Below are 16,459 nucleotides of genomic sequence, written 5' to 3'. Positions count from 1 at the left end.
GGTCGGAGCTCAGTCGATCACCCTAATGCCGTTGCGGAAGCAAGCCCACCTGAATCAGTGGCGTACCGCGCTTGCGCGAGACGAACACGCCACGTCCCGGCGGCATGGGCCGGGCGCGCACATGGCCGAGGATGTCGCCCTCGCTCGGGTCCCCCGAGAGGACCACGCCCTGGGCGCCCAGTTCCTTCATCCGCTGCATGAACGGCTCGAACATCGCGCGGGACGCGCCGGCCGAGCTGCGTGCGATGACGAACTTGACGCCCACGTCACGCGCGAAGGGCAGGTGCTCCACCAGCTGGGACAGCGGGTTGCCGGAGTTGGTCGCGACCAGCTCGTGGTCGTCGACGACGATGAACAGCTGCGGGCCGCTCCACCAGCTGCGATCCCGCAGCTGCTGCGGTGTGATGTCCGGCTTGGGCGCCCGCTTCTCCATGAACTGGCGTACGGCGTCCATGTGCACCTGCATGGCCGACGCCATGGGGGCGTACTCCAGCAGGTGGGTGTCCGGCACCGCCTCCAGCATGGTGCGCCGGTAGTCGCCGACGACGATCCGTGCCTCGGCCGGGGTGTAGCGCTCCGCGATCTGTCGGGTGATCAGACGCAGCAGGTTGGTCTTGCCGGACTCGCTCTCCCCGAAGACGAGGAAGAAGGGGTCGGTCTCGAAGTCGATGAACACCGGCTCCAGGTTGGCCTCGTCGATGCCGATCGCGATGCCGTGCTGCGGGAACTCGAACCCCTTGGGCAGCTGATCGGCGGGCAGCTTGCGGGGGAGCAGGCGCACGGTGGGGGCCGGAGGGCCCTGCCAGCTGTCCTTGACCGCCCGGACCAGCTGGGCCGTGGCGTCGGCCAGGTCCTCCGGGATGGGGGACGAGTCGATCCGCGGCATCGCCGTCATGAAGTGCAATTTGGCGGGAACCTGACCACGGCCCGGCACCCCGGTCGGCACGTTCAGGGCCACCTTGCGGTCGAACTCGGAGTCCATGGCGTCACCGAGGCGCAGCTCCAGCCGACCGAGGATCTGGTCCTTGAGCACCGCACGCACCTCCATGTAGCGCGAGGCGGAGAGGACCACGTGAACGCCGTACCCCAGGCCCCGGGCGGCGATGTCGTTGACGACGCCCTCGAGGCCCTCGTAGTCGTTGCGGAAGCCGCCCCAGCCGTCGATGACGAGGAAGACGTCTCCCCACGGCTCGCCGGGCAGATCGCCCGCCGCGCGACGCCGGCGGTAGGTGGCGACGGAGTCGATGCCGTTGACGCGGAAGAAGTGCTCGCGGCGGTTGAGGACGCCGGCGACCTCGGCGACCGTACGCCGCACGCGCTCCGGGTCGAGGCGCGACGCGACACCGCCCACGTGCGGCAGGTCGGCGACCGCGGCGAGACCGCCGCCGCCGAAGTCCAGGGCGTAGAACTGCACTTCGTGCGGTGTGTGGGTCAGAGCGAACGCGGCGATCAGGGTGCGCAGCAGGGTCGACTTCCCCGACTGGGGGCCGCCGACCACCATCATGTGGCCCGCCGCTCCGGAGAAGTCCTGGTAGAGGATCTCCCGTTTCTGCTCGAACGGCTTGTCGATCAGGCCGAGGGGAACGGCCAGGCCGCCCGGCCGGCCGTACTCCGCCGGGTGCAGGCCGCGCTCGGCGGAGACGGTCAGGGCCGGCAGCAGTTCGTTCAGCGCCGGTGCCCGGTCCAGCGGCGGCAGCCACACCTGGTGCGCGGGCGCGCCCTGCCCCTCCAGCCGCTGCACGACGACGTCCAGCACGGTGTCCGCCAGGGCGTCGTCCTCCTCCTGCCGCCGGCCGGGAGCGGGCACCCGGTCCGGGTCCGGGGCCGCGTACACCACAGGTACGGGTGTGGCGGTGAACAGCGCCGGCCGCCGCTCGACGGGCAGCGCGCTCCTGCCGGGCTCGGGAGCGCCCGCGCGGTACGGCCCCGAGACGTACGCGGCCTTGAACCGCACCATCTCGTCCGTGCCGAACTTCAGGTACCCCGAACCGGGCACGGACGGCAGGTGGTACGCGTCCGGCACGCCGAGCGCCGCACGCGACTCGGCGGCCGAGAAGGTCCGCAGACCGATGCGGTACGACAGATAGGTGTCCAGACCGCGCAGCCGGCCCTCCTCAAGGCGCTGCGAGGCGAGCAGCAGATGCACGCCGAGCGACCGGCCGATGCGCCCGATCTGGATGAACATGTCGATGAAGTCCGGCTTGGCGGTGAGGAGCTCACTGAACTCGTCGATCACGAGCACGAGCGAGGCCAGCGGTTCCAGCGGAGCTCCGGCGGCGCGCGCCTTCTCGTAGTCGTGGATGTTGGCGTAGTTGCCCGCGGCGCGCAGCAGTTCCTGGCGGCGCTGCAGTTCGCCGCGGATCGCGTCGCCCATGCGGTCGACGAGGGTGAGGTCGTCGGCGAGGTTGGTGATCACGGCGGCGACGTGCGGCATCCGGGACATGCCGGCGAACGTCGCGCCGCCCTTGAAGTCCGCCAGGACGAAGTTCAGCGTCTCGGAGGAATGGGTGACCGCCAGGCCCAGCACCAGGGTGCGCAGCAGTTCGGACTTGCCGGAGCCGGTCGCGCCCACACACAGGCCGTGCGGGCCCATGCCGTCCTGCGCGGCCTCCTTGAGGTCCAGCATCACGGGCCGGCCGTCCTCGCCGACACCGATCGGCACCCTGAGGCGCTCCGGAGTCGACCGCGGCCTCCAGGTCCGTCCGACGTCCACCGTCGCCGCGTCTCCCAGGCCGAGCAGCTCGGTGAAGTCCAGGTTGGCGAGCAGGGGTTCGTCGTCGTCCCCGCCACCGAGGCGCAACGGTGCGAGCTGCCGCGCGAGCGCTTCCGCGGCGGGCAGCGACAGCCCGTCCGGCTCCCCCTCGTAGGCGACACCGGCACCGGAGTCGAGCCACAGCCGCTGTGGACGTACGACGATCGACAGGTCCCCGCGGGGCTGGTCCAGCTCGCCGGGGACGACCTCGACGACCGTCACCCCCTGCAGGCCCTCCGCGGCCGCGAAGGCGGAGGCCGGGGGGACCATGCCGCCGTCGAGGACGATCAGGACGTGCGGCTGGTCGAGGAGCGGCTGCCCGTCCCGGCTGAAGCGCGGACGGCCCTCGAGCCGGTCCGCCAGCAGCTGTTCCAGCTCACCGAGGTCGTCCCCGAAGAGGCGGCGCGTACCCGCCCCGTCGAGGGAACCCGGCAGCTGGCAGTGCGGGAGCCACTTCGTCCAGTCCCAGCGGCCCACGGCGCCCGGAGCGGTCACCACGGCGAGCACCAGGTCCTCGGGGGAGTGCAGCGTGGCGGCCTGGGCGACCAGGGCCCGGGCGGCGGCCTGCGCGCTGTCCGGGTCACCGGAGACCGTCAGGTGGTAGAAGGCGCGCAGCGACACGGCGACCGGCAGGCCCTCCAGCTGGGCGTGCACGGACAGGAAGCGCTGCATGGCGCCGGCGCACAACGGCTCGAGCTCGTCGACCGGAGCGGTGTGCGGGGCGGCCAGCGGCGTGGCCAGCTGCTGCGGTCCCAGACCGACCCGCACCTGCCCGAAGTCGGCGTCGCCGAGACGGCGTTCCCACACCCGGCTGCCCTCGGCGACCACCGCCCACAGCTGGTCCGGTGCGGGATGCAGGTACCACTGCGCGTCGCGCTGACGGCGCGCCGTCGTGCGGATCCTGCGCCGGGTCTGCGCCAGATACCGCAGGTAGTCCCGGCGCACATCGGCCATTTGCCCCTGCGTACCCCGGCGATGGCGGACGATCTGGGCGACGACCATCGCGGCCGTCGACACCAGCATGACCACGCCCATGATCCGCATGAACGGGTGGGCGTTGGGGGAGGCGAAGTAGAAGACCACCGACGAGCCCATGCCGAGTGTCGGCAACACCTGCATCAGCATGCCCTCCTGCTGCCCGCGCGGCAGTTCCGGAGGTGGCTCCAATTGCAGTTCGTCCGACGGTACTTCGGGCGGCAGGGTGCGTGGTGGGCGCTTGATGACGATCTGGCTCACCGAGGCCTCAATCCCCCCGTACGAGCGATCGGTTGGCACACCGCACCCCCGTGGTGACGGTCGTCCCTCGCACTGCGGTGATCCTACGTGGCGTCACCGACACGGGGTGTCGGTAGGGTTGCGCTCCGGCAGCGTGCGCATCCGCGAAGCAGGGGGGCAGTGAAGGTGAGTACGACCACGGCGACGGGGTTCTGCCGAGTGACGGTGGTCGCGCCCGACAGCCGTATCGACGTGGCGCTCCCGGTGGACATCCCCGTGGCCGACGTCTACCCGGAGATCCTGCGTCTGACGGGCCAGACCCAGCCGGTCGGCACACCGACGGGGTACCACCTGGTGCGGCGTGACGGCAGGGTACTGGAAGGCTCCCGCACGCTCGCCGAGGAGCGGGTCCTCGACGGGGAGGTCCTGAGCCTGCGGCCGTTCGCCCACTCGCTGCCGCCCGCCGTCCATGACGACGTGCCGGACGCGGTCGCCTCCGCGGTCGTGCGCGACCGGCACCTGTGGAGCGACGACCTGCTGCGTGCCGCGGGACTCACCGGCGGCGCCCTGCTTCTGCTGCTGCTCGCGTTCGCCCTGTGGTCCGCCGACCCCGTGCGGCACGACATGCACGCCCTGCCGGGCGTCGTCGCTGGAGGTCTCGGCCTCCTGGTGACCGCGTTCGCCGGTGTCCGCGCGCGTGTGTACGGCGACCGGGCCGCGTCCGTCGCCCTGGGCCTGGGCGCCCTGCCCCTGCTTCTCGTCGCCGGGTCCGGGATCGTGGCCGCCCCGGCCGGACACGGGCCGGGCAGGCTGCAGTTCATGCTGGGCTGTGCCGCCGTGCTGGTGGCCTCGGTGACCCTGCTCGCCCTCGCCCCCGGATCGGACGCTCCCTTCGTCGCCGCCGCCTTCGTCGCGGCGGTGGGCACCCTGGCCGGGTTCGTCACCGTCGCCGCCGAGGCCTCCGCGAGCGCCGCCGCCGCCGTGTGCGCGCCCTGCGCGATCGGGCTGGTCGCCTTCCTGCCCGGGCTGTCCGCGCGTTTCGCGCGGCTGCCCATCGGCTACGCGGCCCCGCGTTCCGCCCTCCAGGACGACTTCGACGCGGACCCGTCCCGCACGCCGGACGCCGAAGCCCTCGACGCGGAACGCATCGCCGCCCAGGCGCGGCGCGGCCACGAACTGCTCCTGGGACTGGTGGGCGGCACGTCGGCCGTCGTCGTCGTGTCCGCAGCGGTCCTGGGCTTCTCGGACAACGTCTGGGGCCAGTCGCTGGCGCTCGCCGCCGGGCTGTCCATGCTGATCCGCGCCCGTCTGTTCCGCTACACGTCCCAGGTGACCTGTGCCCTCGTCGCCGGCATCGGCGCCATCGCCCTCCTGCTGCTGGGACTGGTGCTGAACCCGCCGGCCGAGGCACTGACCGAGTTCGTCCTGCACGGCGACAGGGGAGCACTCGACCTGCGTACGATCTGGCTGTCGGCGGCCGTCGCGGCCGGGGCCGCGCTGATCACCGCCATCGGCCTCGTCGTCCCCCGCAAGGGACTCACCCCCTTCTGGGGCCGCTTCCTCGACCTCACCGAGTCGGCCGTCCTGCTCACCCTGGTGCCGCTGTGCCTGGCCGCGCTGGGAGTCCTCAGCACCGTCCGCTCCCTGACCGGCTGAGACGGTCGGCGCCCGGCGGGGCGGGGGCCGGACCGAGGGCAGTCGATGCCCTGGTACCCTGACTGACGGCCGTTTGTGTACGCACCCCCGGAGCGAGTCCTCGCCCTGGAGGCCGCGCCCAGCGGATCCCCGCCTTCCGAGTCATGGAAGACCCCCCGAGACGCAGACCGGGGGCACTCGGTGGCCACTCACAGACTATGAGGAGTACGCGTGTCGCTCGACGCCGCAGTGAAGAAGCAGATCATCTCCGAGTTCGGTACCAAGGAGGGTGACACCGGCTCCCCCGAGGTCCAGGTCGCTCTGCTGTCCCGTCGGATCTCCGACCTGACGGAGCACCTCAAGACCCACAAGCACGACCACCACTCCCGTCGTGGTCTGCTGATCCTGGTCGGTCAGCGCCGCCGGCTGCTGCAGTACCTGGCCAAGAAGGACATCCAGCGCTTCCGTGCGCTGGTCGACCGCCTCGGCATCCGCCGCGGTGCGGCGGGCGCCAAGTAAGACGCCGTGGAGGGAGCGGTTCCCTGGGACAAGGGGACCGCTCCTTTTGCTGTACGTGCGGAGTGTCACCGCGTCTTTGTAGTGTGGTAGCACAACGCAAGAGGTACGACTCAGCGTGATGACCCGTGCCGCATCGGGTATGCGACCCATGGGCGTCACCAAGGACGTCACCCGACGTCCGACGCACGAGGAGAAGCGCACCTCGCCGCCGCCGGTCCTCGGTAGTGGCCCCCGGGAGAGTGAACCCCGGGTGCTTCGATCGAAGACCGGCCCGCACCAGTGGAGCGCTTCTCCGCCACCGTCCCCCCGCCACACGGGCGTGGAGGGACGAAAGACGACAAGTAACGGAGAAAACGCTAGTGGAGAACGAGACCCACTACGCCGAGGCCGTCATCGACAACGGCTCCTTCGGCACCCGCACCATCCGCTTCGAGACGGGCCGCCTGGCCAAGCAGGCCGCCGGCTCCGCCGTGGCGTACCTGGACGACGACACCATGGTGCTGTCGGCCACCACCGCCTCCAAGAACCCCAAGGACCAGCTCGACTTCTTCCCCCTCACGGTGGACGTCGAGGAGCGGATGTACGCGGCCGGCAAGATCCCCGGCTCCTTCTTCCGCCGTGAGGGCCGGCCCTCCGAGGACGCGATCCTCACCTGCCGCCTCATCGACCGTCCGCTGCGCCCGTCCTTCAAGAAGGGCCTGCGCAACGAGATCCAGGTCGTCGCCACGATCATGGCGCTCAACCCCGACCACCTGTACGACGTCGTGGCGATCAACGCCGCCTCCGCGTCCACGCAGCTGGCCGGTCTGCCCTTCTCCGGCCCGATCGGCGGCGTCCGCGTCGCGCTGATCCGCGGCCAGTGGGTCGCCTTCCCGACGCACACCGAGCTCGAGGACGCCGTCTTCGACATGGTCGTCGCGGGCCGCACCCTCGAGGACGGCGACGTCGCGATCATGATGGTCGAGGCCGAGGCCACCGAGAAGACCATCAAGCTGGTCGAGGGCGGCGCCGAGGCGCCGACCGAGGAGGTCGTCGCCGCCGGTCTGGACGCCGCGAAGCCCTTCATCAAGGTGCTCTGCAAGGCCCAGGCCGACCTCGCCGCGAAGGCCGCCAAGCCGACCGCCGAGTTCCCGATCTTCCTGGACTACCAGGACGACGTCCTCGAGGCCCTCACCGCCGCCGTCAAGCCGGAGCTCGCCTCCGCGCTGACCATCGCCGGCAAGCAGGAGCGCGAGGCCGAGCTGGACCGCGTCAAGGCGCTCGCCGCCGAGAAGCTCCTGCCGGAGTTCGAGGGCCGCGAGAAGGAGATCTCCGCCGCGTACCGCTCGCTGACCAAGACCCTGGTCCGTGAGCGCGTCATCAAGGAGAAGAAGCGCATCGACGGCCGCGGTGTCACCGACATCCGCACCCTGGCCGCCGAGGTCGAGGCCATCCCGCGCGTGCACGGTTCCGCGGTGTTCGAGCGTGGCGAGACCCAGATCCTGGGTGTCACCACCCTCAACATGCTCCGCATGGAGCAGCAGCTGGACACCCTCTCCCCGGTGACCCGCAAGCGCTACATGCACAACTACAACTTCCCGCCGTACTCCACCGGCGAGACCGGCCGCGTCGGCTCCCCGAAGCGCCGCGAGATCGGCCACGGCGCCCTCGCCGAGCGCGCCCTCGTGCCGGTCCTGCCGACGCGCGAGGAGTTCCCGTACGCGATCCGCCAGGTCTCCGAGGCGCTGAGCTCCAACGGCTCGACCTCCATGGGCTCGGTCTGCGCCTCCACCATGTCGCTGCTGAACGCCGGTGTGCCGCTGAAGGCACCGGTCGCCGGTATCGCCATGGGTCTGATCTCCCAGGAGATCGAGGGCGAGACGCACTACGTCACCCTCACCGACATCCTCGGTGCGGAGGACGCCTTCGGCGACATGGACTTCAAGGTCGCCGGCACCAAGGAGTTCGTGACGGCGCTCCAGCTCGACACCAAGCTGGACGGCATCCCGGCCTCCGTCCTGGCCGCCGCCCTGAAGCAGGCCCGTGACGCCCGCCTCCACATCCTCGACGTGATGATGGAAGCGATCGACACGCCGGACGAGATGTCCCCGAACGCGCCGCGGATCATCACCGTGAAGATCCCGGTCGACAAGATCGGCGAGGTCATCGGCCCCAAGGGCAAGATGATCAACCAGATCCAGGAGGACACCGGCGCCGAGATCACCATCGAGGACGACGGCACGATCTACATCGGTGCCGCCGACGGCCCTGCCGCCGAGGCCGCCCGCACCACGATCAACGGCATCGCCAACCCGACGATGCCCGAGGTCGGCGAGCGCTACCTGGGTACGGTCGTGAAGACGACCACCTTCGGTGCGTTCGTCTCCCTGCTGCCCGGCAAGGACGGTCTGCTGCACATCTCGCAGATCCGCAAGCTGGCCGGCGGCAAGCGCGTGGAGAACGTCGAGGACGTCCTCGGCGTGGGCCACAAGGTCCAGGTCGAGATCGCCGAGATCGACTCCCGCGGCAAGCTCTCCCTCATCCCCGTGATCGAGGGCGAGGAAGGCTCCGACGACGAGAAGAAGGACGACGCCGAGAAGTGACGTCCCATGGCTCCAAGGCGACGGCCCGCACCTCTTCGGAGGCGCGGGCCGTCGCCCGTACCCAAACCCTCATCAAGGGCGTGAACGGCATCGGCACGGTCCGCAAGACCACCCTCCCCGGCGGTCTGCGCATCGTCACCGAGACCCTGCCCTCGGTCCGCTCGGCGACCTTCGGCATCTGGGCCCACGTCGGCTCCCGCGACGAGACCCCGGCACTGAACGGCGCCACCCACTACCTCGAGCACCTGCTCTTCAAGGGCACCGCCAGCCGGTCCGCCCTGGACATCTCCTCCGCCATCGACGCGGTCGGCGGCGAGATGAACGCGTTCACGGCCAAGGAGTACACGTGCTACTACGCGCGCGTGCTCGACACCGACCTGCCGCTCGCCATCGACGTGGTGTGCGACATGCTCACCGGCTCGGTGATCCGCGAGGAGGACGTCGACGTAGAACGCGGCGCCATCCTCGAAGAGATCGCGATGACCGAGGACGACCCGGGCGACTGCGTGCACGACCTGTTCGCGCACACCATGTTCGGCGACAAACCCCTCGGCCGCCCGGTCCTCGGCACGGTCGACACGGTCAACGCCCTCACCGCCGACCGCATCCGCCGCTTCTACAAGAAGCACTACGACCCCACCCACCTGGTGGTCGCCTGCGCCGGCAACGTCGACCACAACAAGGTCGTGCGCCAGGTCCGTGCCGCCTTCGAGAAGGCCGGGGCGTTCAAGAACCCCGATGCGGAGCCGGTCGCCCCGCGTGACGGCCGACGCTCCCTGCGCACCGCCGGCCGCGTCGAGGTCGTCGGCCGCAAGACGGAGCAGGCGCACATCGTCCTCGGCATGCCCGGCCTGGCCCGCACCGACGAGCGGCGCTGGGCGCTCGGCGTGCTCAACACCGCCCTCGGCGGCGGCATGTCCTCCCGCCTCTTCCAGGAGGTCCGGGAGAAGCGCGGACTGGCCTACAGCGTGTACTCGTACACCTCGGGCTTCGCCGACTGCGGCCTGTTCGGCGTGTACGCCGGCTGCCGGCCCTCCCAGGTGCACGACGTGCTCAAGATCTGCCGCGACGAACTGGACCAGGCCGCCGAGCACGGACTGCCCGACGACGAGATCGAGCGCGCCATCGGCCAGCTGCAGGGCTCCACCGTTCTCGGCCTGGAGGACACCGGCGCGCTGATGAACCGTATCGGCAAGAGCGAACTGTGCTGGGGCGAGCAGATGTCCGTCGACGACATGCTGGCCCGGATAGCCTCGGTCACCCCGGACGACGTCCGTTCGGTCGCCCGCGACATCCTGGGACGGCGGCCCTCCCTGTCGGTCATCGGCCCGCTCAAGGACAAGCAGGCGTCCCGGCTGCACGACGCCGTCGCCTGACCCACCCGGTAAGGAAGCAACGAACATGAGCAAGCTGCGCGTGGCGGTCCTCGGTGCCAAGGGCCGGATCGGTTCCGAAGCGGTACGGGCGGTCGAGGCCGCCGACGACATGGAGCTGGTGGCCGCCCTGGGCCGGGGCGACAAGCTGGAGACGCTCGCCGAGAAGGGCGCCCAGGTCGCCGTGGAGCTGACCACTCCCGCCTCGGTCATGGGCAACCTCGACTTCTGCGTACGCCACGGCATCCACGCCGTCGTCGGCACCACCGGCTGGACCGACGACCGCCTCGCCCAGCTGAAGGGCTGGCTCGACCAGTCCCCGGAGACGGGTGTGCTCATCGCACCGAACTTCTCCATCGGCGCCGTGCTCACCATGAAGTTCGCGCAGATCGCCGCCCCCTACTTCGAGTCCGTCGAGGTCGTCGAGCTGCACCACCCGAACAAGGTGGACGCCCCCAGCGGCACCGCCACCCGCACCGCCCAGCTCATCGCCGAGGCCCGCCGCCGGGCCGGCAGTGCCCCCGCCCCGGACGCCACGACCACGGCCCTCGACGGCGCCCGCGGCGCCGACGTCGACGGTGTCCCGGTGCACGCGGTCCGGCTGCGCGGCCTGCTCGCCCACCAGGAGGTCCTGCTCGGCGCGGAGGGCGAGACCCTCACCGTCCGCCACGACTCCCTGCACCACAGCAGCTTCATGCCGGGCATCCTGCTCGGCGCCCGCCGCGTGGTGACCACTCCCGGCCTGACCTTCGGCCTGGAACACTTCCTCGACCTGAACTGAGCCCGAGCCGACCCCATGCGCGCGAAGATCTCCTACGCCCTCACGGCCGCCGTCCTGGTCGTCTACTTCGTCCTGGTCGGCAGCCGTGGCGTGCTGCTCATCGAGACCGGCACGCCCCTCACCGTCACCTTCGGCGTCGCGGTGCTGATCCTGCCGGTCATCGGGGTGTGGTTCCTGTGGAAGAACACGGAGTTCGTCCGCGACGCCAACCGGCTCGCCGCCGCACTCGACGCCGAGGGCGGACTGCCCGTCGACGAGCTGAAGCGCCTGCCCAGCGGCCGGGTCGACCGCGACTCGGCCGACGAGGTCTTCGCCCGGCGCAAGGCCGAGACGGAGGACGCCCCCGACGACTGGCGCAACTGGTTCCGGCTCGCCGTCGCCTACCACGACGCCCGCGACACCCCGCGTGCCCGCAAGGCGATGCAGCGGGCGATCAGCCTGCACAAGACCGCCCCCTGACGCTTCCCCTCACGTCGGCGCAGGCCTTCGGAGCTCAGTGGCGCCGGTACTCGGCGGCCCAGGCCTCCACGGAGTCGGCCGCCCGGTCGAAGGCCAGCTGGTCCCGGCCCAGGAAGTCCGCGTTGTGCGAGGTCAGCAGCGGCGGCGCGGGCTGTGCCGAACGCCCCTGCCGGGTCAGGACCAGCGCCTGACCCTGCACCGTCCGCGGCAGCCCCAGCCAGCGCACCGGCTGCTGCACCGTGCGCACGACGCCGACCTGCTCCCAGGGCGTCGTCCGCGTGGTGAGGAAGACCACCTGGCGCAGCCCCCGCGCGCTCACCCACACACCCATGCGCAGCAGCCGCAGCGCCCCGGCGACGGCGACCAACGCGATGGCGAACACCGTCCCGGCGGACGACAGCGCTTGCGTCGCCGCGATGATCACCGCGGCGAACAGCACGAACGAGGCGAGCAGCAGCAGGAGCGCCGCCGCCCCCACGCGCCACGGACCGGGACGGTACGGACGCCGCCAGCGGTCCCGGTCGTCATGCGGCAGGGCGACATCGTCCGCCGTGTCGAAAGCGCGGTCGGCCGTCAGGAAGGGCAGGGGCACGGCTGGTCCTCACTCGATCCATGCATGGGCTGTGCCCGGTGAGGCTACCGATCTGTGTCCCCGGTCACCACCATCGGGGGCCCCGGATGGTGCCGGTACCGACGACCGGGGTGGCTCAGCGTCCTTCGGACGCCTGTGACTGCTGTGTCCCCGCGCCCGACGGGCCGGTGGACAGCGCCGGCATACCGACGACCAGGGAACCCACCAGCCCGGCGACGAGAGTGAGCCCCAGCAGCCAGCGCCCGGCCATGTGGCTGACGGACGCCCGCTCGCGGGGCGGCGGGGTGACATTGCTGCGGAACCTGTCGGCCTCGGCGAGAAAGGCGAACGGCACGGGTTCACGCCGACGGAACATCAGTGGTGTTTCCCCCTTCGGGATCGAACGGATCACTGTCACCGACACAGACGAACGGACGCCCGAAAAGGTGCCCACATCCGCAAATTTCGTCACGGCAGGGCACTGCCCTCACCGCGGGGGGCGCCCCGTAGAGTGGGCGCCGCCCTGCAGTTGCGATGGGAAGGACCCTCTTGACCTCCGCCGACGATCCCAAGCCGTCACCGCACCCCGACGTCACCTTGCGGAGTGACGTCACCGTCGAGCTGGTGAAGTCCAGCGCCTCGGACTCGGACGTCCTGTTCGCCGCCCGCGTCTCGACCCTGGGCGAGCAGTCCATCGGGGAGCTGCAGAAGGACCCCGAGCGCTCCAAGGGCCTGATCAACTACCTGATGCGGGACCGGCACGGCAGCCCTTTCGAGCACAACTCCATGACGTTCCTGGTCAGCGCGCCCATCTTCGTGTTCCGGGAGTTCATGCGGCACAGGGTCGGCTGGTCGTACAACGAGGAGTCGGGGCGCTACCGCGAGCTGCAGCCGGTCTTCTACGTCCCCGACGAGTCCCGCAAGCTGGTCCAGGAAGGACGCCCGGGCAAGTACGTCTTCGTCGAGGGCACTCCCGCACAGCACTCGACCGTCCGGAACGTGCTGGGTGACTCCTACCAGCAGGCCTACGCGGCCTACCAGAAGCTGCTGGCCGAGGGCGTCGCCCGCGAGGTCGCCCGCGCGGCGCTCCCCGTCGGCCTGTACTCCTCGATGTACGCCACCTGCAACGCCCGCTCGCTGATGCACTTCCTCGGCCTGCGCACCCAGCACGAGCAGGCGAAGGTCCCGTCCTTCCCGCAGCGCGAGATCGAGATGGTCGGCGAGAAGATGGAGGCCGAGTGGGCCCGGCTCATGCCGCTCACGTACGCCGCCTTCAACGCCAACGGACGCGTGGCCCCGTAAGCAGCCTCCGTTCTCGCCGCCGAGCACACATGTACGGATCAGCCGGGCGAAGTGTCCGTATTGCGGCATTTCGCGAAGTTCATCTAGCCTGATCAAACGGGCCCGGTACTGCCTGAACCCCCGAGCAGGCAGTACCGGGCTCGCCCGTTGCCCCAGCCTGTCGCCTCCCCCGAGGGAAGACCCCGACCTGAGCAACGAGTAGCGTGTAGCCCATGGCTCCGACCTCCACTCCGCAGACCCCCTTCGGGCGGGTCCTCACCGCCATGGTCACGCCCTTCACGGCGGACGGCGCACTCGACCTCGACGGCGCACAGCGGCTCGCCACCCACCTGGTGGACGCAGGCAACGACGGCCTGGTCATCAATGGCACCACCGGTGAGTCCCCGACCACCAGCGACGCGGAGAAATCGGATCTCGTACGAGCGATCCTGGAGGCGGTCGGCGACCGTGCCCATGTAGTGGCCGGAGTCGGCACCAACGACACCCGTCACAGCATCGAGCTGGCCCGCGCCGCGGAGCGCGCCGGAGCACACGGCCTCCTGGTCGTCACCCCGTACTACAACAAGCCCCCGCAGGAGGGCCTCTACCGGCACTTCACGGCCGTCGCCGACGCCGCCGAGCTGCCGGTCATGCTCTACGACATCCCCGGCCGCAGCGGCGTCCCGATCAGCACGGAGACGATCGTCCGTCTCGCCGAGCACCCGCGCATCGTCGCCAACAAGGACGCCAAGGGCGACCTCGGCCGCGCCGGCTGGGCCATCGCCCGCTCCGGCCTCGCCTGGTACTCCGGCGACGACATGCTCAACCTGCCGCTGCTCTCCATCGGAGCGGTCGGCTTCGTCTCGGTCGTCGGCCACCTCGTCACTCCCGAACTGCGCGCCCTGATCGAGGCGTACACCTCGGGAGACGTCCAGAAGGCCACGGAGATCCACCAGAAGCTGCTCCCCGTCTACACCGGCATGTTCCGCACCCAGGGCGTGATGACCGCCAAGGCGGCGCTCGCCCTCAAGGGTCTCCCCTCCGGCCCTCTGCGCGCCCCCATGGCCGAGTGCACGCCGGAAGAGATCGAGCAGCTCAAGATCGATCTTGCTGCCGGCGGGGTACAGCTTCAGTAACCAGACTTCGCGCGACAGCTCGCGCAGATGAACTTCACAACTGAATAAGCGGGCCACCGGTGCCCGCGCCCCACAACGACAACTGCTTGCACGAACGTCATGCGCGCCACGTGCCCCACCGGTACGTGGCGCGCGTGGTGAGGAGAGTCTTTTGAGTCATCCGCACCCTGAACTCGGCCCGCCCCCGCCGCTCCCCGACGGCGGCCTGCGCGTCACCCCGCTCGGCGGTCTCGGCGAGATCGGCCGGAACATGACGGTCTTCGAGTACGGAGGCCGTCTGCTGATCGTCGACTGCGGAGTGCTCTTCCCCGAGGAGGAGCAGCCCGGAATCGACCTGATCCTGCCGGACTTCTCGTCCATCCGAGACCGCCTCGACGACATCGAGGGCATCGTCCTCACCCACGGCCACGAGGACCACATCGGCGGCGTCCCCTTCCTGCTGCGCGAGAAGCCGGACATCCCGCTGATCGGTTCGAAGCTCACCCTCGCGCTCATCGAGGCGAAGCTGCAGGAGCACCGCATCCGCCCGTACACCCTTCAGGTGGCGGAAGGACAGCGCGAGCGCATCGGCCCCTTCGACTGCGAGTTCGTCGCGGTCAACCACTCGATCCCCGACGCCCTCGCCGTGGCCATCCGCACCCCCGCCGGCATGGTCGTCCACACCGGCGACTTCAAGATGGACCAGCTGCCGCTGGACAACCGCCTCACAGATCTGCACGCGTTCGTCAGGCTCAGCGAGGAAGGCATCGACCTTCTCCTCTCCGACTCGACGAACGCCGAGGTCCCGGGCTTCGTCCCGCCCGAGCGCGACATCTCGGGCGTCCTGCGCCAGGTCTTCGCCGGCGCCCGCAAGCGGATCATCGTGGCCAGCTTCGCCAGCCACGTCCACCGCATCCAGCAGATCCTGGACGCGGCGCACGAGTACGGCCGCCGGGTCGCCTTCGTCGGCCGCTCCATGGTCCGCAACATGGGCATCGCCCGCGACCTCGGCTATCTGAAGGTCCCGCCGGGGCTGGTCGTGGACGTCAAGACCCTGGACGACCTGCCGGACAGCGAAGTGGTCCTGGTCTGCACGGGCTCCCAGGGCGAACCGATGGCGGCCCTGTCCCGCATGGCCAATCGCGACCACCAGATCCGCATCGTCGACGGCGACACCGTGATCCTGGCGTCGTCGCTCATCCCCGGTAACGAGAACGCGGTGTACCGCGTGATCAACGGCCTGACCCGCTGGGGCGCCGACGTCGTCCACAAGGGCAACGCCAAGGTGCACGTCTCCGGTCACGCCTCCGCGGGCGAGCTGCTGTACTTCTACAACATCTGCCGCCCGAAGAACCTGATGCCGGTCCACGGCGAATGGCGCCACCTGCGGGCCAACGCCGAACTGGGCGCCCTCACCGGCGTCCCGCACGACCGGATCGTCATCGCCGAGGACGGCGTGGTCGTCGACCTCATCGAGGGCAAGGCCAAGATCTCCGGCAAGGTCCAGGCGGGATACGTCTACGTCGACGGCCTCTCCGTCGGCGATGTCGGCGAGCCCGCCCTGAAGGACCGCAAGATCCTCGGCGACGAGGGCATCATCTCGGTCTTCGTGGTCATCGACTCGTCCACCGGCAAGATCACGGGCGGCCCGCACGTCCAGGCCCGAGGCTCCGGCATCGAGGACTCCGCCTTCGGCGACGTGATCCCGAAGATCACGGAGACCCTGGAGCGTTCGGCTCAGGACGGTGTCGTCGAACCGCACCAGATGCAGCAGCTCATCCGCCGCACGCTGGGCAAGTGGGTCTCCGACACCTACCGGCGCCGGCCGATGATCCTGCCCGTGGTCGTGGAGGTCTGACGGTCCGTCGGGACCCACGTACGAGCGAACAGGGAGCGGGGCGCCTCGATTTGCATCGAGGCGCCCCGCTCCAGTACGTTTACAGCTCCCCCCGATCGGGCACCCGACCACCTCGTGCGTCGGAACCAGTCCCCGGAAGGGACGGGAAATCCGACTCAGAATCTCTGATAAAGTCGGAGCCGCCGGAAAGGGAAACGCGAAAGCGGGAACCTGGAAAGCATCGAGGAAATCGGATCGGAAAGATCTGATAGAGTCGGAAACGCAAGACCGAAGGGAAGCGCCCGGAGGAAAGCCCGAGAGGGTGAGTACAAAGGAAGC

At 70.2% G+C, this 16,459-nt stretch carries 12 protein-coding genes; 9 read left to right on the top strand and 3 right to left on the bottom strand.

Features of this window, described 5'->3' with window-relative positions; all coding sequences use genetic code 11:
* Positions 1 to 22: 22 nt before the first annotated feature.
* Entirely contained in the window at positions 23 to 3,988 is a 3,966-nt protein-coding gene (gene eccCa / locus IE178_RS33130) for a type VII secretion protein EccCa (protein WP_193514818.1), read from the bottom strand.
* Positions 3,989 to 4,153: 165 nt separating this feature from the next.
* Between eccCa and eccD the strand changes: the two genes are divergently transcribed.
* From eccD to IE178_RS33100, 6 genes are all read left to right on the top strand, one after another.
* Complete coding sequence (eccD, locus tag IE178_RS33125; RefSeq protein WP_193514817.1) at positions 4,154 to 5,623, top strand: type VII secretion integral membrane protein EccD; 1,470 nt, start codon at positions 4,154 to 4,156, stop codon at positions 5,621 to 5,623.
* 210 nt (positions 5,624 to 5,833) lie between these two features.
* A complete protein-coding gene (gene rpsO, locus IE178_RS33120) occupies positions 5,834 to 6,121 on the top strand; it encodes a 30S ribosomal protein S15 (protein ID WP_004924725.1) in 288 nt (95 codons plus the stop codon).
* A 359-nt stretch (positions 6,122 to 6,480) separates the two neighbouring features.
* Positions 6,481 to 8,703 carry a polyribonucleotide nucleotidyltransferase gene (locus tag IE178_RS33115; protein ID WP_184764222.1) on the top strand — a complete coding sequence of 741 codons (2,223 nt, stop codon included), beginning with the start codon at positions 6,481 to 6,483 and terminating at the stop codon, positions 8,701 to 8,703.
* On the top strand, positions 8,700 to 10,079 hold the full coding sequence (locus IE178_RS33110; protein ID WP_193514816.1) for a M16 family metallopeptidase: 1,380 nt from the start codon (positions 8,700 to 8,702) through the stop codon (positions 10,077 to 10,079). The genes IE178_RS33115 and IE178_RS33110 overlap by 4 nt, the downstream gene beginning before the upstream one ends.
* 25 nt (positions 10,080 to 10,104) lie before the next feature.
* Positions 10,105 to 10,857 carry a 4-hydroxy-tetrahydrodipicolinate reductase gene (gene dapB, locus IE178_RS33105; protein WP_184764224.1) on the top strand — a complete coding sequence of 251 codons (753 nt, stop codon included), beginning with the start codon at positions 10,105 to 10,107 and terminating at the stop codon, positions 10,855 to 10,857.
* A gap of 15 nt (positions 10,858 to 10,872) precedes the next feature.
* Entirely contained in the window at positions 10,873 to 11,316 is a 444-nt protein-coding gene (locus IE178_RS33100) for a tetratricopeptide repeat protein (RefSeq protein WP_184764225.1), read from the top strand.
* 34 nt (positions 11,317 to 11,350) lie between these two features.
* Here the strand turns inward: IE178_RS33100 and IE178_RS33095 are convergent, their stop codons facing one another.
* Both IE178_RS33095 and IE178_RS33090 read right to left on the bottom strand, forming a co-directional pair.
* Positions 11,351 to 11,908 carry an SCO5741 family PH domain-containing membrane protein gene (locus tag IE178_RS33095; protein WP_193514815.1) on the bottom strand — a complete coding sequence of 186 codons (558 nt, stop codon included), beginning with the start codon at positions 11,906 to 11,908 and terminating at the stop codon, positions 11,351 to 11,353.
* A gap of 115 nt (positions 11,909 to 12,023) precedes the next feature.
* Complete coding sequence (locus tag IE178_RS33090) at positions 12,024 to 12,263, bottom strand: hypothetical protein (RefSeq protein ID WP_184764227.1); 240 nt, start codon at positions 12,261 to 12,263, stop codon at positions 12,024 to 12,026.
* A 173-nt stretch (positions 12,264 to 12,436) separates the two neighbouring features.
* On the opposite strand from IE178_RS33090, the gene thyX reads away from it, so the two are divergent.
* From thyX to IE178_RS33075, 3 genes are all read left to right on the top strand, one after another.
* On the top strand, positions 12,437 to 13,189 hold the full coding sequence (thyX, locus tag IE178_RS33085) for an FAD-dependent thymidylate synthase (RefSeq protein ID WP_318280381.1): 753 nt from the start codon (positions 12,437 to 12,439) through the stop codon (positions 13,187 to 13,189).
* Between the two features lie 212 nt (positions 13,190 to 13,401).
* Positions 13,402 to 14,304: a 4-hydroxy-tetrahydrodipicolinate synthase gene (gene dapA, locus IE178_RS33080; RefSeq protein WP_184764228.1), complete on the top strand. Its 903-nt coding sequence runs from the start codon at positions 13,402 to 13,404 to the stop codon at positions 14,302 to 14,304.
* Positions 14,305 to 14,455: 151 nt separating this feature from the next.
* Entirely contained in the window at positions 14,456 to 16,141 is a 1,686-nt protein-coding gene (locus IE178_RS33075; protein WP_184764229.1) for a ribonuclease J, read from the top strand.
* Positions 16,142 to 16,459 lie beyond the last annotated feature (318 nt).

This window comes from Streptomyces griseoloalbus (assembly GCA_014650015.1).
Classification (GTDB): domain Bacteria; phylum Actinomycetota; class Actinomycetes; order Streptomycetales; family Streptomycetaceae; genus Streptomyces; species Streptomyces griseoloalbus.
This window is presented reverse-complemented; position numbering and strand designations above follow the sequence as displayed.